The following is an 18,012-nucleotide window of genomic DNA, read 5'->3' as shown; positions in this document are numbered from 1 at the left end:
CTCTCACCTCGCCGAGACCCTGCGAAGTGCGCGCGCATGTGGGTAGCGCTCGGCGTGAAAGGAGGCGTTCGGCGAAACGGGGGGGGGAGGGGGAGCCGCGGCGTGGGCGGGGAAGGGTGGCGAGGCGAGGCGAGCGGCGGCGAGGGAATCGGGGTGGCCCGACTACGGCCGCACGGGGAACTCCCGCGACGCGTCCCAGGGCACGGCCCACCCCAGCTCGTCGAAGAGTGTCGCGAGCAGGATCCCGGTGAAGCCCCAGACGACCTGACCGCCGAAGCGGGGTCCGAGCCGGAACGCCGGGCCGCGGAAGTGCATCCCGCCCCGATCCAGCACCGACGTGCCGCGCGCGGACGGATCCAGCAGCTCCGCGACCGGCGCCCGGAACACCTCGACCGACTCGACGGAGTCTGCGGCGATCTCGCTCGGAAGGGTCCACCAGCCGACGACCGGGGTGACGAGGTTGTTGCTCACCGGGATGTGCACCTCCGGCAATGCGCCGAGCACCTCGACCCCGCTCGCATCGAGCCCGGTCTCCTCGGTCGCCTCGCGAAGCGCGGTCGCGGCGACATCGGCGTCCTCCGGCTCCGCGCCCCCACCAGGGAAGGCGATCTGGCCGGCGTGATGCCGCATTCCTGCCGCGCGCATGGTGAGGAGCACGTCGAGCTCGGGCGGGATCGTCTGGACCGAGCGGGCATCGACCGCGGGGGTGCGATCGAGCGCCCCGAAGAGGATGAGCACGGAGGATCGGCGCACCGGGGTGTCGCCGAGGCCGCCCTGGGCGGCGATGTCGAGGGTGATGCCCCGCTGCAGGAGCGCGCGAAGCTGCTCCTGCGCCTGAGTGACCGAGCCTGACATGGCAGCCAGCCTATCGGGGCCGGCAGCCGAGCGTCATGCGGGCGAGCCGCAGTGCGCGGCAGACGAACCGGGCCCAGCCGGGCCCAGCCGAGCCGAACTCAGCCGAGCAGCTCGCCGATCCCCTCGGGCACCCGCTGCGATCGGGCCCATGGCTCGCGGTCCCGACGGGCGACCCGCTTCACCTGCTGCGTCTCCTCGGCCCGCACGCGGGTCAGCACCGCGATCACCGCGGCGCGCTCCTCGTCCGAGACCTGCGCCGTCACGAAGTGGATGTCGTCGCCGACGATCGCCTGGTCCGCTTCGGACGCACCGCCGCGCCGCGCCGCGTCGCGCTCGGCGGCGTCCGGCGGGAGCGACGATGCAGAGAGGGCGTCCATGGGAGTCGACTCGCTCACAGCGGGATGTTGCCGTGCTTCTTGGCCGGCTGCTCGGTGCGCTTGCCGCGGAGACCGCGGAGCGCCTTGATCACGGCGAGGCGGCTGCCGGCGGGCTCGAGCACGTTGTCGAGCTCGCCGCGCTCGGCGGCGAGGAACGGGCTCGTGACGTCTGCGGTGTACTTCGCGGTGAGCTCCGCGCGCAGCGCCTCGACGTCCTCCCCGGCGGCCGCAGCCGCGGCGAGCTCCTTGCGGTACAGGATGTTCACGGCGCCGGCGCCGCCCATCACGGCGATCTCGGCCGTGGGCCACGCGATGTTGAAGTCGGCGCCCATCTGCTTCGACCCCATCACGATGTACGCGCCGCCGTAGGCCTTGCGGGTGATGATCGTAACGAGGGGCACGGTCGCCTCGGCGTACGCGTACAGCAGCTTCGCGCCGCGACGGATGACGCCTTGGAACTCCTGGTCGGTGCCGGGCAGGTAGCCGGGCACGTCGACGAGCGTCAGGATCGGGATCGAGAACGCGTCGCAGAACCGCACGAAGCGCGCGGCCTTTTCGCTCGCGTCGATGTTCAGCGTGCCGGCCATCTGGTTCGGCTGGTTCGCGATGATGCCGACGGTGCGGCCCTCGACCCGGCCGAAGCCGATGAGCATGTTCGGCGCGAAGAGCGGCTGCACCTCGAGGAAGTCGCCGCCGTCGAGGATCGCCTCGATGACGACCTTCATGTCGTACGGCTGATTCGGGCTGTCCGGGATCAGCGTGTTCAGACGCCGGTCGCCCGCGGTGATCTCGAGCGCCGTGTCGCTGTCGTAGACGGGCAGCTCGGCGAGGTTGTTGTCGGGGAGGAAGCTGATGAGCGCACGGGCGTAATCGAGCGCGTCGAGCTCGTCGCTCGCGAGGTAGTGCGAGACGCCGCTGGTCTTGTTGTGGGTGAGCGCGCCGCCGAGCTCCTCGAAGCCGACCTCCTCGCCGGTGACCGTCTTGATGACGTCGGGGCCGGTGACGAACATGTGGCTCGTCTGGTCGACCATGATCACGAAGTCGGTGAGCGCCGGGGAGTACACCGCGCCGCCCGCGGACGGCCCCATGACCAGCGAGATCTGCGGGATCACGCCGGAGCACATCGTGTTCAGACGGAAGATCTTGGCGTAGTTCGAGAGCGCGACCACACCCTCCTGGATCCGCGCCCCGCCCGAGTCCAGAATGCCGAGGATCGGCGCGCCGGTCTTCAGCGCGAACTCCATCGCCTTGACGATCTTCTCGCCGGCGACCTCGCCGAGCGACCCGCCGAAGGTGGTGAAGTCCTGAGCGTACACGACGACCTGGCGGCCATGGATCGTGCCGGCACCGGTGACGACCGCGTCGCCGAACGGGCGGCTGTGCTCCATACCGAAGCCCTGCGTGCGGTGCTTGACGTACTTGTCGAACTCGACGAAGGATCCCGGATCCAGCAGCGCGGTGATCCGCTCGCGCGCCGTCATCTTGCCGCGCGGGTGCTGCTTCGCGGCGGCTGCGGCGTCACGATCACCCACGGCCTCCTGGTACTTCCGGCGGTGGTCGGCGATGCGGCCGGCCGTCGTCGTGAGGTCGGGCTCAGAGGTGTTGTCTGCAGTCACGGAAGCCAGCCTAGCGCGGGGCCCATGCCATTCGCCGGAGTTCTCCTCCAACGGATTCCGAAATCCTTGTGCGAATCCCTACAGCGTCGAGGCATCGGGGCACAGGGAGCGAGCGGTACGCTCGGAAGCATGGAACTGACCCGGACCCGCGCGATCCTCCCCCGGGTGATCTGGCGGGAGAGCTCTCCATCGACCAACCTCGAACTGCGGGAGCTCGCCGTGCAGGGAGTGGAGGCCGCACCGCACGGCACGCTCCTCGCCACGGCAGACCAGCCGGCGGGGCGCGGCCGACTGGGGCGGGGGTGGGTGATGCCGCCCGACACGGCAGTGGCGGCGTCGTTCCTGATCCGGGGATTCGGGGCGGGGGATCCGGCATCGCTGCCGGCGAGCTGGCTGCCGCTGATCGCGGGGTCGGCCGTCGTGCGCGCGCTGCAGCCGCTCTTCGGAGAGGGGCGGCGCGTCGGCGTCAAGTGGCCGAACGACGTGCACGTGCGTACGGAGGCCGACGCCGAGGAGGGGAACCCGGGCAAGAAGCTCTGCGGGATCCTGTGCGAGATGCTGCCCGGTGGATCGATCGTGGTGGGGATGGGGCTCAACCTGCTCATCCCCGAGTGGGAGCTGCCGACGGACCGGGCGACGTCGCTCCTGGCCGCGGGCGCCGACGTGGGGCGCGCCGAGTCGCTCGCCGACGCCGAGGGTCAGGATCTGGCGGACCGGGTGCTGCACGACATCGCCGCTGAGCTGCTGCGGCTCGTGGCGCTCGCCGCGGACGACCCGGCCGCGGTGCGGATCCGGGTCGCGCGGCACTCGCTGACCCTCGGCAGCGAGGTGCGGGTGCACCTGCCCGACGAGCGCATCGTCGACGGTCGGGCTCGCGAGCTCGGGTCGGACGGAGCGCTCGTCGTCGATCTGCCGACGGGCGGGGAGCTGACGGTGTCGGCGGGAGACGTCCAGCACCTGCGGTGATCCCGCGCGTGGCCGCCCGGCTCCTGACCTCCCCACGCACTCGACCTCGAACCAACAGTTGCGGGGTCACTTTCGCGGGGTGTCGCCTGCGCAACACTCCTCCAAAGTGACCCCGCAACTGGGGTGGTGCCCGGAGCGGCCGAGCTAGCGGCGGGTGCCCTCGAACGGGAAGTCCTCGCCGAGCTGGTCGATCTGCTCCGTGGTGGGATCCTGCTCCGAAAAGTCCATCTTCGGCACGGGGCGCTTGAATCCGCCCGTGACGATCGCGATGATCACCACGCCGACCGCCAGCCAGATGGCGCCGACGATCCAGGTCGTGGGCTGCAGCGACGTCCAGAGCCAGATCGTCAGCGCGAAGCCGATGAGCGGGAAGATGAGGTGGACGATGATGCTGCGCGCGCCCAGCGGCTCGCGCCGGCCGCCCTTCGGGAAGATGTACGTGCGGATCACCGACAGGTTGACCATCGCGAACGCGGCGAGCGCGCCGAAGCTGATCATGAAGGCGACCGTGTCGAGCGACAGGAACAGCGCGGAGAGCGCGAACACCGACACCGTGATGGCGGCGACGATGGGCGTGCCGAAGCGCTGGTGCAGACGCGACAGCGGCTTCGGCAGCATGCCGTCGCGGCCCATCGCGTACAGGATGCGCGACACGGAGACCTGGCCGGTCATGCCCGAGCCGAACGCGCCGACAACGTACACCGCGACGAAGAACGAGGTCATCCACGGCACACCGAAGCTGTCCATGACCGTCGTACCGGCGGCGTCGACCTCGGCCTGGCTGAGGCTCGCCCAGTCCGGCTGGAACGCGAGCGACCCGGCCCACGACACGATGATGAAGAGCAGACCGCCGACGAGGGTCGAGAGCACGATGGCGCGGGGGATGTCCTTGCGCGGGTTCTTCGCCTCCTCGGAGAGCGTGGACACGGCGTCGAAGCCGAGGAACGACAGCGCGAGGATCGCGGCGCCCGACGCGATGGCGCCGATGCCGCCCTCACCGAAGGTGAAGGGCTCGATGAGGCTGACGGAGGCGTCGCCGCCGAACGCGGTCTTGAAGGAGAGCGCCACGAAGACGACGACGAGGATCACCGAGAGGCCGATGATCGCCATGTTCAGCTTGCTGACCAGCGTGATGCCGAGGATGTTGAACAGCAGCACGAGGAGCAGCGCGGCGAGTGTGAACGCCCACACGGGGATGTCCGGGAACTGCGTGTTCAAGTAGATCCCGATCAGCATGAAGTTGATCATCGGGATGAAGAGGTAGTCGAGCAGCATGACCCAGCCGGTCAGGAAGCCCGCGGCGCCGCCGAAGGACTGCTGCGAGTAGGTATAGGCAGACCCCGCAACCGGGTACCGCCGCACCATGGCGCCGTAGCTGGCCGCGGTGAAGAGCATCGCGACGACCGCGACGATGTAGGCGGCGGGCAGGTGCCCGTCGGTGACCTGGTTCACGATGCCGTACGTCGTGAAGACCGTGATGACGGTCATGTAGGTGACGCCGAAGAGGGTCAGGCCGGTCAGGCCGAGAGTCCTCTTCAATCGGGGTTGAGACGAATCGCTCACGATTTCTCCTTTGAACGGGGTGAGGGGTGATCGCTGGTCGGGGGTTACGAAGCAGCGCGGTGGTCGAAGGTGCGGATGCCGGCGAGCCAGGTCCCGTGCACGCTGACGTCGGCGATCGCCTCGGGTGCGATGTCGAGCGGGTTCGCCGACAGCCAGACGGCGTCGGCGACCATGCCGACCGCGAGCGTGCCGCGGTCGGTGACGAGCGCCTGGCGGGCGATGCCCTGGGTGTACGCGGCGAACGCGGTCGCGGGATCGACGCGCTCCTCGGGCAGCCAGGCCTCGGCGTCGGCGTCCGTGTGGCTGTGCCGGGTGATGCCGGTCGCAAGCGCCGGCCGCCAGTCGATGGTGGTCACCGGCCAGTCGCTGCCGAACGACACGGTGGCGCCGCTGCGCTGCACGGATCCGATGAGGTACTGCCACGTGTCGCGCGGCTCGCCGAGGTGCGGGATCGTGAGGTCGCGCATCACGGCGTCGCACTGGGCCCAGTACGGCTCGAAGTTGGCGATGACGTCGAGCTCGGCGAAGCGCGCGACGTCGGCGGGATCGAGCACGGCGACGTGGGCGATGACGTGGTGCCGGTCGCGGGGCGCCCCCGAGCGGGTCGCGGCCTCGATGGCGTCGAGCGCGCTGCGGTTCGCCGCGTCTCCGATCGCGTGGAGGTGGAGCTGGAAGCCCTCGGCGTCGAACGCGATGGCGGCCTCGGTGAGCTCCTCGGCGGTCCAGTTCGGCAGCCCGCGCTCGTCGGGGCGATCCGCGTACGGGTCGATCATGGCCGCGGTGTGGCTCTCGATCACCCCGTCGACGAAGAACTTCACCGTCTCGGCGCTGAGCCGCTCCGCACCGAGCTCGCGCACCGCGGCACGCGTGGCGACGAACGACGCGACCTGCTCGCGCCAGCGCGCGGGATCGGCCCGCTGGGCCAGGTTGACGCGCGTGTGCAGGCGATCCTGCGCGACGGCGGCGACGTAGACCTCGATGTCGCTCGGCTCGACCCAGGCGTCCTGCACCCACGTGGTGCCCTGCGCGGCGTAGGCGCGGGTCGCGCGATCGAGCGCGTCGATCCGCTGCTCGAGGGTGAAGGGCGGCACGACCTCGGCGAGGAAGTCGTTCGCCGCGGCTTCCTGGAGCGTGCCGAGCGGGGAGCCGTCCGCACGACGGACGATGCGCCCGAGCGCGGGGTCCTCGGTGTCGGCCGTGATGCCGCCGGCGGCCAGCGCTGCGCTGTTGACCCAGGCGGTATGGTAGTCCCACGCGCGCAGGATCGTGGGGGTGTCGCCCGTGACCTCGTCGAGCCAGCGGGCATCGAACAGACCCTCGTCCGTGAACGTGGCGTCATAGCTGCCGCCGACGATCCAGGGCGCGTCAGGGTGCGCCTCGCGCCAGGCGGCGACGGCCGCGAGGATCCCGGGGAGATCCTCGGCCTGCCGGATCGCGGGGCCGAGAGCCTCGACCCCGCCGAGCATCGGATGCGCGTGCCCGTCGCCAACCGCGGGCGCCAGGGTGCCGCCGGCGAGGTCGACGACCTCGGCGGTCGGATCCGCGGCGAGCGACGCGGCCTCGGTGCCGAGCGCAACCACCGCACCGTCGCGCACCGCGAGGGCGTCACTCGTGATCGGGGTGGCTCCGGGGGCGGGATCGACGAGGATCGTGCCGCCGGTGAATACCGTGATGCCCATGCAAAGCCTCCATGCTCGTGCGGACGAACTAGTAAATGAACAGGGTTCGTTTTACACCCGATAGACGAGGATAATACGAAATCGTCGCGAGTGGCCCGTTTTGCTCGGAGAAAGTGGTCTGGGCCCGCGGCCCCGCCCGACGCGGGCCAGCGCGACACGGTACAGTCAGTGCTCATGGAGGAGCAGGGGCGACGGCGTGCGGGACGACCGCGCACGCCGCTGCTTTCTCGCGAGCTGATTCTCGACACCGCGCTGCGACTCCTCGATGAGCGCGGCGAGGCCGGTGCGGGCATGCGCGAGGTCGCCCGCGAACTGGGGGTGCGTCCGTCGGCGCTCTACAACCACGTCGCGGGGCGCGAGGATCTGATTGGCGGCATCCGCGAGCTCATCAGCGATCGGATCGACGTCGACTGCTTCGAGGAGCTGCCGTGGGACGAGGCGCTCATCCGCTGGGCCGACTCGTATCGCGCGGCGTTCGCCGCGCACCCGCCGACGATCGCGCTCCTCGCGACGACACCGCTCACCCCCGACTCGCGGACGAGCCTCATGTACGACGCCGTGGTGCGCGCACTCGTACGCGCCGGCTGGCCGGAGGAACGCGCCCTCGCCGTGATCGTGGCGATCGAGGCGTTCCTGCTCGGGGCCGCGCTCGACGCGGCCGCGGATCCCGACATGCTCGATCCCGGACCGCGCGACGACGTGCGCGAGTTCTCCGGCGCGTTCGCGGCCCGCAAGCGCGCGCTCGCCGCGGCGGGCGGCGGGCCCGCCGACGAGGCCTACCGGATCGGGATCGACGCGATCGTGGCGGGCCTCCGCGCCGAACTGATCAGCGGAAGATGATGGTGCGGTCGCCGTCGGCCAGGATCCGGTTCTCCGCGAACCAGTTCACGGCCCGGCGCAGCACCCGCGCCTCCTCGTCCTGTCCGAGCTGCACGAGCTCGCGCGGTGAGTAGGAGTGGTCGACTCGAGTGACGTCCTGCTCGATGATCGGGCCCTCGTCGAGGTCGGTGGTGACGAAGTGTGCGGTCGCACCGATGAGCTTCACGCCGCGCTGGTGCGCCTGCTTGTAGGGGTTCGCCCCCTTGAACCCGGGCAGGAAAGAGTGGTGGATGTTGATCGCCTTGCCCGCGAGCGCCTCGCACAGTTCGGGGGAGAGGATCTGCATGTAGCGGGCGAGCACCACGAGCTCGATGTCGAGCTCCTCGACAGCCTCGAGCACGCGCGCCTCGAAGGCAGCCTTGTCTTCCGGGCCGGCGATCGCGCGGTGCTCGAAGGGGACATCGTAGAACTCGGCGATGTCGCGCATGGTGTCGTGGTTCGACAGCACAAGCGGGACCTCGATGGGGAGCTGGCCGCCGCGGCGGCGGTAGAGCAGGTCGTTCACGCAATGCGTTGCGGTCGAGCCGAGGATCAGCGTGCGCACCGGGCGGCCGACCGTGTCGAGGCGCCAGGTCATGTGATAGCGCTCGGTGACGGGGGCGAGAGAACCGGTGAAGCGCTCCTGGAACGACTCGGGCTGCGCGATGGCCTCGACCTGGAGCCGCATGAAGAACCGGCCGGTGTCGGCGCTCGCGAACTGCTGGCTCTCGGCGATGTTGCCACCCGCCGCGACCACCGCGCCGCTGATGGCGTGCACGATCCCGGGACCGTCGATGCAGGAGAGCGTCAGGACCCACTGGGTGTCGTCGGTGGCGGGGAGCGCGGCAATCGTGTTCACGAGGTACAAGGGTAGTGGATGGCGACGGGTGACCCGGGGGCCCGGCGCTTGCTAGGATGGTGGGCGTCGTGACTGGCGTGCAGATGGGACACCATCGGGGAACGACACTCGTGTTTTAGGCCGCTCGCCTGGGTCGCAAAGTTCATGGAGGAATGTCTATGTCAACCCAGTCCGAATTCTTCAACGAGCCGCTCGAGGTCGTCGATCCCGAGATCGCCGCGGTGCTCCAGAACGAGCTCAATCGCCAGCGTTCGACGCTCGAGATGATCGCGAGCGAGAACTTCGTGCCGCGCGCCGTGCTCGAGTCTCAGGGCTCCGTGCTCACGAACAAGTACGCCGAGGGCTACCCCGGGCGCCGCTACTACGGCGGCTGCGAGTTCGTCGACGTGGCCGAGGACCTGGCCCGCGAGCGCGCGAAGAGCCTGTTCGGCGCCAAGTACGCCAACGTCCAGCCGCACTCCGGCGCGTCCGCGAACGCCGCCGTGCTCTCCGCGATCGCCGAGCCCGGCGACACGATCCTCGGCCTCGAGCTCTCGCACGGTGGGCACCTCACCCACGGCATGAAGCTCAACTTCTCCGGCAAGCTCTACAACGTCGTGCACTACGGCGTCGATCCCGAGACCTTCCTGATCGACATGGAGGTCGTGCGTCAGAAGGCCCTCGAGCACAAGCCCAAGGTCATCATCGCCGGCTGGTCGGCGTACCCCCGCACGCTCGACTTCGCCGCGTTCCGCGCGATCGCGGACGAGGTCGGTGCGACGCTCTGGGTCGACATGGCGCACTTCGCGGGTCTCGTCGCCGCGGGCCTGTACCCGAGCCCCGTGCCGCACGCGCACGTCACCTCCTCGACCGTCCACAAGACGATCGGCGGCCCCCGCTCCGGCTTCATCCTCACCGATGATCTGGACCTCTACAAGAAGCTCAACTCGAACGTCTTCCCGGGGCAGCAGGGCGGCCCGCTCATGCACGTGATCGCCGCGAAGGCCACCGCCTTCAAGCTCGCTGCGACGGACGAGTTCAAGGATCGCCAGCAGCGCACGCTGTCGGGTGCACGCCTGGTCGCCGACGCGCTCACCACCGAGGCCTCGAAGGCGGCTGGTGTCGACGTGCTCACCGGAGGCACCGATGTGCACCTGGTGCTCGCCGATCTGCGCCACTCGCCGCTCGACGGCCAGCAGGCCGAGGACGCGCTGCACGCCGTGGGCATCACGGTGAACCGCAACGCGGTGCCGTTCGATCCCCGCCCGCCGATGGTGACGAGCGGTCTCCGCATCGGCACCCCGGCGCTCGCGACCCGTGGCTTCGGCGACGTCGAGTTCGCCGAGGTGGCCGACATCATCGCGCTGACGCTCCAGCAGGCCGGCGATCTCGAGGCCCTCTCCGCGCGCGTGACGGCGCTGGCGGATGCGTTCCCGCTCTACCCCGGCCTCGAAGAGTGGTGAGCCCCGTGTCGGAGGCCGCTGACGCGTCGTCCGCACGGATCCTCGACGGCACCGCCGCCGCGGCGGCGATCAAACTCGAGCTGTCGGAGCGCGTCGCCGCGCTGGCGGCCCGCGGTGTGGTCCCGGGCCTCGCGACCGTGCTGGTCGGTACCGATCCGGGATCGCAGTGGTACGTCGCGGGCAAGCACCGCGACTGCGCCCAGGTCGGCATCACGTCGATCAAGCGCGAGCTGCCGGAGACAGTGACGCAGGAGGAGCTGGAGGCCGTCCTCGACGAGCTGAACGCGGACCCCGCCTGCACGGGCTACATCGTGCAGCTGCCGCTGCCGAAGCACATCGACACCGACCGGATCCTCGAGCGGATCGACCCGTCCAAGGACGCGGACGGGCTGCACCCGACGAACCTCGGGCGCCTCGTGCTGAACGCGACGACCGAGATCCTCTCGCCCCTGCCGTGCACACCGCGCGGCGTGATCGAGCTCGTGGAGCGCAATGGGCTCTCGTGGTCGGGCAAGCACGTGGTGGTGATCGGCCGCGGGGTGACCGTCGGTCGTCCGATCGGACCGCTGCTCACGCGCCGAGACGTCAACGCGACGGTCACGCTGACCCACACGGGCACGCAGGATCTCGGCGCCGAGCTGCGCCGGGCCGACGTGATTGTGGCTGCGGCCGGCGTCGAGGGCATCGTGCGCCCGGAAGACGTGAAGCCGGGGGCGATCGTGCTCGACGTGGGGGTCTCGCGCCGCGAGGATCCCGAGACCGGGAAGAGCCGTGTCGTCGGCGACGTCGATCCCGGAGTCGCCGCGGTCGCCGGCTGGGTGTCGCCGAACCCGGGCGGCATCGGCCCGATGACGCGGGCGCTGCTCCTGAAGAACGTCGTGGAGATGGCGGAGCGCGCCGCCGCGTAGTCTCCGTTCTTGATGACCCCGGGGTGGCCGCACCCCGGGGTCATCGTCGTCATTCGGGGTCCGTTTCTGCGGGCGCGCTCGGTGTCGGAGAGTGCCTTTCAGGCAAGCCGGGCATACTGGAAGGCGTCGTGCCCGCGAACCATCCCGACGAAAGCCGAGCCCAGACGTGACCCTGACCACCACCGCCCTCTCCACGATCGCGACGGTCCCGGCCCTCTTCGGCATCGATTGGCTCGACCCCGAGACGCTGTTGAGCGCCGGCGGATGGATCGCTCTCGTGCTCGCCTGCGCGTTCGTGTTCCTGGAGACCGGCGTGCTCGTGCTCGGCTTCCTTCCGGGCGACTCGCTGCTCTTCACCGTGGGGCTCTTCTCGGCGACCGGCATCATCGACGTGCCGATCTGGATCACCTGCCTCCTGCTCTTCGTCTGCGCGTTCGCGGGCGATCAGATGGGGTTCATGATCGGTCGCCGACTCGGGCCCGCCATCTTCAAGCGCGAGAAGAGTCGGCTCTTCAACCCCGAGAACGTCGAGCGCACCCACGCCTTCTTCGAGAAGCACGGGCCCAAGGCCATCATCATCGCGAGGTTCCTCCCGATCTTCCGCGCGTTCGTGCCCGCCGCCGCCGGCGTCGGGCGCATGCGGTACCGCCAGTTCATCGTGTACAACGCGGTCGGGGCGTTCCTGTGGGGTGTGGGCGTGACGCTCATCGGGTACTTCCTGGGCCGTATCCCGTTCGTGCAGCAGTACAGCGAGGTTTTCATCATCGTGCTCGTGCTGATCCCGGGCATCCCGATCCTCTTCGAGCTGTGGCGCGCGTTCAGGTCCTGGCGCGCCAAGCGCGCGGGTGTCGCGCCCGCGGCCGGAGCATCCGCGGTCGAGACGCCGACGATCGTCGACGCCACCGAGTAACCAGCGCCGGATCGTTGACGTCGGGGTTGACCCCAGCGACTGCGCGGCGTAATGTGCAACCAAATGGTTGCACAACAGGAACTCGACGAGCAGGCGAACCGGATCTTCCGGGCGCTTGCCGACACCACGCGGCGCGACATCGTGCGTCGCACACTCACCGCGGACGCCTCGATCTCGGAGCTCGCCCGCGACTACGACATGTCGTTCGCGGCCGTCCAGAAGCACGTCGCCGTGCTCGAGGCCGCCGACCTGGTCGCGCGGATCCCGCGCGGGAGGGAGCGCATCATCCACGGCAACCCCGAGACCATTCGACGCGCCCAGGACCTGCTCGGGCACTTCGAGCAGATCTGGCGCGGTCGCATCGACCGGCTCGACGCGCTGTTCGCCGAGACGCCGGACGATCCCCACACCTGATCCACCCCCTTCGAGAGGACCTCTCATGCCCATCACCGCCGTCCACACCGATCCCGAGGCACTGACGCTCACCGTGATCGCCGACTTCACCGTGCCGCTCGCGCGCCTCTGGGACGCCTACGCGGACCCGCGCCAGATCGAGCGCTTCTGGGGCCCGCCCGGGTACCCCGCGACGTTCCTCCGCCACGACGTGGCGCCCGGCGGGCGGTCGCAGTACCGGATGACCGGCCCCGACGGCGACGCGCACGGCGGGTACTGGGAGTGGACGGCAGTGGATGCGCCCCATTCGTTCGAGGTGCGCGACGGCTTCGCCGGCGAGGACGGCACGCCGAACACCGAGCTGCCGTCGATGCGCATGGTGTTCAGCTTCGTGGAGACCGCACTCGGCTCCAGGGTCACGACCGTCACGCACTTCGGTTCGCTCGCCGAGCTCGAGCAGCTGCAGCAGATGGGCATGGAGGACGGCATGCGCGCCGCGATGGCGCAGATCGACGACGTGGTCGCAGATCTGACGTCGTTCGCTGCCGGGCAGGGCACCGAACTGCAGCGCCTCGGCGACACGCGGGCCCGCGTCTCCCGGATCGTCCGGGGCAGCGTGGAGCAGGTGTGGCAGGCGCACACCGATCCGGCACTGCTGCGGCGCTGGCAGCTCGGGCCCGACGGGTGGAGCATGCCGGTCTGCGAGGTGAGCACCGAGGTCGGTGCCCGACTCCGGTCGGAGTGGCAGAGCGACGACTCGGGTGAGCGGTTCGGGTTCGCCGGCGAGGTCGTCGAGGCGGTGCGGCCGACGCGCTTCGTCACCACCGAGCGCATGATCTCGCCGCAGGATCCCGAGGGTCTCGAGAGCCCGCAGACCCTGAACGAGCTGACCTTGACCCCGGTCGAGGGCGGGACACTCGTCGCGTACGTGATCACGTACCCGGACGCCGAGATCCGGGAGCAGATCCTCGCCACCGGCATGGTCGACGGCATGGAGTCGGGCTTCGCGCGGCTCGAGGCCGAGGTGCTCGCCGGGTAGGACCAGCGCGATCCTCGCTGAGATGCCACCGTCTCACCGAGATGCCACGGTATCGCCGCCGCTGCGATGGCATCTCGGTGAGACGGTGGCATCTCGGTGAGACGGTGGCATCTCGCAGAACCGCGCCGCTGCGGAACGGCCCCGCTACGGAATCTTGACGAAGCGCGTCAGCGCGTCGCCGAGCACGTCGACGAGGCCCGATTCCTGCTGCATCTCCGCGCGGGCGGCGAGCGCCAGGTCGGGCCGGTCGCTGATGATCCCGTCGGTGCTGCGTCGCAGGTGCTCGCGCATGCTCGGGACCTCGTTCACCGTCCACACCATGAACCCGAGCCCCGCGCGGGCCGCGGCCGCCTGCATGTCCTCCGTGGCCGTCCACTCCTCGACCACGATGAAGTCCGCCGGGGTATCCGGGATGTCGCCACCCGCGAACGCCATGGTGTACCCGACCGTGAGGTCCGGGCGCAGCCGCTTCAGGGTCGCGACACTTGCAGGGTCGAGCGAGTGATAGATGTGCTGGTCGAGCGAGCCGAGCTCTTCGAGCTCCGCGATCAGCCGCTCGACGTGGTCCTCGGTGTCGGCGCCGCCGAGCTTGATCTCGATGAGCAGCGGCATGCCGATCTCCTCGGCGTGCCGCACATAGTCGCGAAAGGCCGGGATCGTGTCGCTGTGCCCCTGCAGGTCGCGCACGGTGATTCGCGTGAGCTCGTCGAGCGTGAGATCCTTCACGGCGTCGGGGCGATCGGCGAGGCGGCCGAGCGTCGCGTCGTGCATCGCGATGAACTCTCCGTCCTTCGTCTGCATCACGTCCATCTCGACGAGGTCCGCTCCGGCCGCGTGCGCCGCGTCGAGACCGCTGAGGGTGTTCTCGACGCCGCCCTCGGTGAACCCGCGGTGCGCGAGCACGAGGGTCTTCGGTGCTCGGGAGAGCGTGTCGAAGGTGGCGATGCTGGCCGTGCCGACGCCGAGTGCCACGACGAGCGCGGCGGCGCCGACGCCGAGCCAGGCGCGTCGAGTCTGGCGGCCGACGGCCGTCTCGTCGGCACGCGGGCGTTCGGGCGGCACCGCATCCCCGCCCGACTGCGCGGTCCGCACCCGGGTGATGAGGATGCCGGCGATGGCGGCGGTCATGCCGCCGGTGATGAGAAAGCCCGCGACCTGCGCGACGCCGAGCGAATACGCTGCGACCACAACAGAGGCGTCGGGGGCGAGCGCGTCGGTGAGCGCCGTGGGCACGATCGCGACCACGGTGAGGGCGAACGAGACGAGAGCGCCGCAGACGAATACGACGAACCCCGCGAAGATCAGCGACATGAACCGCCGGATCCCGCGGGTCATCCGCCAGCTCGCGCGCATCGACTGATGCCCGGTCGCGTCCGTCAGCACGAAGACGGGCACGGTGGCGGCGAGGCGTACGTTCACGAACGCGAGCACCAGGAGGAAGACGATGTAGATGATGCCGCCGGTGACGGTCTTCAGGAGCTCGCCCGAAATGAACTGCGGGATCGCGACGCCGCGCACGAGCGCGGAGGTGAAGCCGAACCCGGTGAGCGGCACCAGCACGAACAGGTATCCGACGAGGGGGAGCGATGACGGCCGCAGGAGCTTCCGCGCGACCCGCCCGAGCTCGCGCGCGAACTGCCGGCCCGTGATCCCGTCCTCGGACCATCGGAGCAGCACCACGAGTGCCGTGAACTGCACGGCGATGAGCCAGAAGGCGAGAACGACGATGAGCGCGATGAGCGCCAGGGTGAGCGGGATCCCCGAGCCGAGCCGCAGATTGCCGAGATCCAACCCGTGCATGCCGTTCGCCCGGAGCGCCTCGCGGAAGAGCCACCCGAAGACGGGCAGTGCGACCACCAGGATGATGAGCTGGGTGCCGAGGATCAGCCCCGCAAGTCGAGCCCCGCCGTGGCGCACGAGGGTCCACGAACCCCGCACGAGCGCGCCGGTCTCAGCCCACACGCTTCGCGCTGCGGTGCCGGTCGTTGCGGCCATGGGCACTCACCCCCGAGATCATCCCTAGCGAGAGCGTACCCTGCGGTACGGGTGGGTCTGCACCCGCTCGGTGATCTCGGTCACCATCTCCTCAGCCGAGGTGCGCGAGCGCGCGGACTGGATGAAGCGGCGCGTCGTCCGGGCGGCGGCACGCAGGTTCATGGGGCGGCCGTCGATGCCGAAGAGCAGGAGCGCCCAGTCCGGCAAGAGTGACAGGATCCCGTCCTGAATGTTGAGGGTGGCCCACACCTTCACGGGGTTGCCGGCAAGGCTCGGTTTGCGGAGGCTGCGGGAGAGCTCCGCCGCCGGGAGCGTGAGCGCCATCCAGTCCTTGTTCTCGTCGATGTACGCGTCGAGGGCCGCGCGGCTCGTCGGCAGCAGCGAGGCGTCCGTGATCCCGACGATGCGGGCGGCCTCCAGCTGCTCCGTGACGAACCGGTCCTGCTCGGCCACGGTGAGCAACGGACCGAAGGCGTCGGCGGCCCGGAGTACGCCGTAGACGATCGCGTTGTGGGTCCAGGCCAGCCACTCCTCGGTGTCGGCGCGCAGCTCCTCGCCCGTGCGGGGATCCGTCCACACGCTGTGGGCGTGGAGGCGCTGCACGGCCTCTCCGGCCGCGTCGGCGTGCGCGCGGTCGCCGAAGATCGTGGTGTCGACGTAGCGCCCGGTGCGTTCGCCGCGCCCCTCCACGTCGGTCGCGTAGCCGCTCGTGCCCGCGAAGACGCGCATCATCATCGGGTTGAGCGACTGCAGCAGGATCGCGGCGACGCCGCCGAGCTTGGAGGACGGGTCCGAGAAGAGCCGCCAACTGATGCTGTCGGGGCCGAAGTAGCCGTCGTCGGTGCGCCCATCGGTGCGCCCGTCGCTCGAACCGGGAATGTGGACGGATCGCTGAGCGCCGCCGTGCGCGACCGGGCAACCGACTGGGGCCTCAGCGGACGGGGTGTCGAGGTGCTGGGTCATGGGGCGCTCCTTCAGTGGCGGCGATGCGACGGGGATTCGGATCCATAAGGTGGATGACGTCCAACATTATCCTATGTGCGGTCCACTCCGCCTCACCCGCGCATCGCTGTGTATTCGCCCGAGATCGGGTCGCACGCGGCGGTGCGATGCCATGATGAGGGCATGCGCCTGACATCTGTGTTCGCCATCGCCGCCGCCGGAGTACTCGCGGCCTCGCTTGCCGGCTGCGGCGGCACCGCGTCCGAGCCGATCGGCGGCGACGTGATCGCACCCGTCACGATGAGCGTCAACGAACTGCAGGGGGAGACCGTCGACCTCGTCGTGGGACAGGTGCTCAACATCTCGACCGACAGCCTCGCGGTCGACAGCTATACGGGTGAGGTGTCCGACACCGCGGTCGCGGAGTTCACCGAGGGCCGGATCGACGACTCCGCGGAGTTCAACCCCGGGGTGACGGCGCTCGCCGCAGGGAGCACCGAGGTCACGATGACCAACGAGCAGGGCGGGATCCAGCCTCTCACGTTCACCGTGGTCGTCACCGACGCGACGTGACGCCCCCGGCGCGGCGAGCGCCCCGGGATTCCGCGGCTCACAGTCATCTTCCGACCGCGAAGCGGTAGTGTAAAAGACTGTGCTGAGCGAGCTGGAACACTACTCAACGATCTCCCTGTATTCGGCGATGATCGTGTACTCGATCGCCTTCGTCTTCTACGCTGTGGACCTCGCGAACCGGAGCGGCGATCCGGTCGCCGCGAGTGCCGCCGGCACCCCCGTGAAGCAGCCGCGATCCCGCAGCCTCCGCATCGGATTCTCCCTCACCGTGCTCGGTTTCGTCCTGCACCTGGCGGCGACGATCCTGCGCGGGATCGGTGCCGAGCGCGTGCCGTGGGCCAACATGTACGAGTTCGCGCTCACCGCGACCTGCGCGATCGTGCTGATCTTCCTGCTCGTGCAGTTCTTCGTGGACCTGCGCTTCCTGGGCACACTCGTCACCGGCCTCACCGTGCTGTTCCTCGGGATCAGCAAGATCAATTTCTACGTGCCGATCGTGCCGCTGCCGCCGGCGCTCGACTCCTACTGGCTCGTCATCCACATCCTCGTGGCGGTGCTCGCCGTCGCATTCCTCACGCTGTCATTCGGGCTCTCGCTCCTGCAGCTGCTGCAGACGCGTCGCGAGGGCCGGATCGCCGCCGGGGAGCCCGGCGGCCTCCGCTTCCTGAACAGCCTGCCGGGCGCCGTGCGGCTCGAGGACCTGTCGTACCGGATGGCGATCATCGGCTTCGTCTTCTGGACGTTCACGCTCATCGCCGGGTCGATCTGGGCCGAGGCGGCCTGGAGCCGGTACTGGGGCTGGGACACCAAGGAGGTCTGGACCTTCGTGATCTGGGTGCTCTACGCCGGCTTCATCCACGCGCGCGCGACCCGTGGGTGGCGCGGCACCCGCTCGGCCTGGCTGTCGATCATCGCGTACACCGCGGTCATCTTCAACTTCACGATCGTCAACGTGTTCTTCAAGGGCCTGCACGCCTACTCGGGGCTCTAACACGGTCAAGGGGCGGTCGGCATCCGAGCGAGGATGCCGACCGCCC

At 69.8% G+C, this 18,012-nt stretch carries 17 protein-coding genes and 1 riboswitch; of the genes, 9 read left to right on the top strand and 8 right to left on the bottom strand.

Annotated features, from left to right (window positions below; genetic code table 11):
• Positions 1-162 precede the first annotated feature (162 nt).
• The 3 genes from MUN76_RS07300 to MUN76_RS07290 all read right to left on the bottom strand — a co-directional run bounded on the left by MUN76_RS07300 (position 163) and on the right by MUN76_RS07290 (position 2,848).
• The gene (locus MUN76_RS07300; protein ID WP_244688458.1) at positions 163-855 is read right to left on the bottom strand and encodes an NUDIX hydrolase; all 693 of its coding nucleotides are present in this window, start codon (positions 853-855) and stop codon (positions 163-165) included.
• 98 nt (positions 856-953) lie between these two features.
• Positions 954-1,250 carry a hypothetical protein gene (locus tag MUN76_RS07295; protein ID WP_244688456.1) on the bottom strand — a complete coding sequence of 99 codons (297 nt, stop codon included), beginning with the start codon at positions 1,248-1,250 and terminating at the stop codon, positions 954-956.
• Positions 1,247-2,848: an acyl-CoA carboxylase subunit beta gene (locus tag MUN76_RS07290; protein ID WP_244688454.1), complete on the bottom strand. Its 1,602-nt coding sequence runs from the start codon at positions 2,846-2,848 to the stop codon at positions 1,247-1,249. Before MUN76_RS07290 ends, MUN76_RS07295 begins: the two co-directional genes overlap by 4 nt.
• 129 nt (positions 2,849-2,977) lie before the next feature.
• On the opposite strand from MUN76_RS07290, the gene MUN76_RS07285 reads away from it, so the two are divergent.
• Positions 2,978-3,814 carry a biotin--[acetyl-CoA-carboxylase] ligase gene (locus MUN76_RS07285; protein WP_244688452.1) on the top strand — a complete coding sequence of 279 codons (837 nt, stop codon included), beginning with the start codon at positions 2,978-2,980 and terminating at the stop codon, positions 3,812-3,814.
• Positions 3,815-3,958: 144 nt separating this feature from the next.
• On the opposite strand, the gene MUN76_RS07280 is transcribed toward MUN76_RS07285, so the two are convergent.
• A complete protein-coding gene (locus MUN76_RS07280; protein WP_244688450.1) occupies positions 3,959-5,377 on the bottom strand; it encodes an APC family permease in 1,419 nt (472 codons plus the stop codon).
• Between the two features lie 44 nt (positions 5,378-5,421).
• Positions 5,422-7,056 carry an amidohydrolase gene (locus tag MUN76_RS07275; protein ID WP_244688448.1) on the bottom strand — a complete coding sequence of 545 codons (1,635 nt, stop codon included), beginning with the start codon at positions 7,054-7,056 and terminating at the stop codon, positions 5,422-5,424.
• Positions 7,057-7,230: 174 nt separating this feature from the next.
• On the opposite strand from MUN76_RS07275, the gene MUN76_RS07270 reads away from it, so the two are divergent.
• Positions 7,231-7,896, top strand: a complete 666-nt coding sequence (locus MUN76_RS07270; protein ID WP_244688446.1) for a TetR/AcrR family transcriptional regulator — start codon at positions 7,231-7,233, stop codon at positions 7,894-7,896.
• Here the strand turns inward: MUN76_RS07270 and purU are convergent.
• Positions 7,883-8,782 (bottom strand): formyltetrahydrofolate deformylase, encoded by a 900-nt coding sequence (purU, locus tag MUN76_RS07265; RefSeq protein ID WP_429953306.1) that lies wholly within the window; start codon positions 8,780-8,782, stop codon positions 7,883-7,885. The genes MUN76_RS07270 and purU overlap by 14 nt on opposite strands.
• A gap of 49 nt (positions 8,783-8,831) precedes the next feature.
• A riboswitch (ZMP/ZTP riboswitch) is annotated at positions 8,832-8,914 on the top strand.
• Positions 8,915-8,931: 17 nt separating this feature from the next.
• Between purU and glyA the strand changes: the two genes are divergently transcribed.
• The 5 genes from glyA to MUN76_RS07240 all read left to right on the top strand — a co-directional run bounded on the left by glyA (position 8,932) and on the right by MUN76_RS07240 (position 13,465).
• Positions 8,932-10,215, top strand: a complete 1,284-nt coding sequence (gene glyA, locus MUN76_RS07260; RefSeq protein WP_283248148.1) for a serine hydroxymethyltransferase — start codon at positions 8,932-8,934, stop codon at positions 10,213-10,215.
• Positions 10,212-11,123: a bifunctional methylenetetrahydrofolate dehydrogenase/methenyltetrahydrofolate cyclohydrolase gene (locus MUN76_RS07255; RefSeq protein ID WP_244688443.1), complete on the top strand. Its 912-nt coding sequence runs from the start codon at positions 10,212-10,214 to the stop codon at positions 11,121-11,123. The genes glyA and MUN76_RS07255 overlap by 4 nt, the downstream gene beginning before the upstream one ends.
• Positions 11,124-11,289: 166 nt before the next feature.
• Positions 11,290-12,033, top strand: a complete 744-nt coding sequence (locus tag MUN76_RS07250; RefSeq protein WP_244688441.1) for a DedA family protein — start codon at positions 11,290-11,292, stop codon at positions 12,031-12,033.
• 63 nt (positions 12,034-12,096) lie between these two features.
• Complete coding sequence (locus MUN76_RS07245; RefSeq protein WP_244688439.1) at positions 12,097-12,447, top strand: ArsR/SmtB family transcription factor; 351 nt, start codon at positions 12,097-12,099, stop codon at positions 12,445-12,447.
• Positions 12,448-12,472: 25 nt separating this feature from the next.
• On the top strand, positions 12,473-13,465 hold the full coding sequence (locus MUN76_RS07240) for an SRPBCC family protein (RefSeq protein ID WP_244688437.1): 993 nt from the start codon (positions 12,473-12,475) through the stop codon (positions 13,463-13,465).
• A gap of 144 nt (positions 13,466-13,609) precedes the next feature.
• Here the strand turns inward: MUN76_RS07240 and MUN76_RS07235 are convergent, their stop codons facing one another.
• Positions 13,610-15,460 (bottom strand): glycerophosphoryl diester phosphodiesterase membrane domain-containing protein, encoded by a 1,851-nt coding sequence (locus MUN76_RS07235; RefSeq protein ID WP_244688435.1) that lies wholly within the window; start codon positions 15,458-15,460, stop codon positions 13,610-13,612.
• Between the two features lie 24 nt (positions 15,461-15,484).
• On the bottom strand, positions 15,485-16,423 hold the full coding sequence (locus tag MUN76_RS07230) for an oxygenase MpaB family protein (protein ID WP_244688433.1): 939 nt from the start codon (positions 16,421-16,423) through the stop codon (positions 15,485-15,487).
• 162 nt (positions 16,424-16,585) lie between these two features.
• Here MUN76_RS07230 and MUN76_RS07225 point away from each other — a divergent pair, with 162 nt between their 5' ends.
• Positions 16,586-16,975 (top strand): hypothetical protein, encoded by a 390-nt coding sequence (locus MUN76_RS07225; protein WP_244688432.1) that lies wholly within the window; start codon positions 16,586-16,588, stop codon positions 16,973-16,975.
• A gap of 127 nt (positions 16,976-17,102) precedes the next feature.
• On the top strand, positions 17,103-17,966 hold the full coding sequence (ccsB, locus tag MUN76_RS07220; protein ID WP_244688430.1) for a c-type cytochrome biogenesis protein CcsB: 864 nt from the start codon (positions 17,103-17,105) through the stop codon (positions 17,964-17,966).
• The last annotated feature ends 46 nt before the right edge of the window (positions 17,967-18,012 follow it).

The sequence above is a fragment of the Leucobacter rhizosphaerae genome, from assembly GCF_022919175.1.
In the GTDB taxonomy this organism is placed as follows: Bacteria; Actinomycetota; Actinomycetes; order Actinomycetales; family Microbacteriaceae; genus Leucobacter; species Leucobacter rhizosphaerae.
This window is presented reverse-complemented; position numbering and strand designations above follow the sequence as displayed.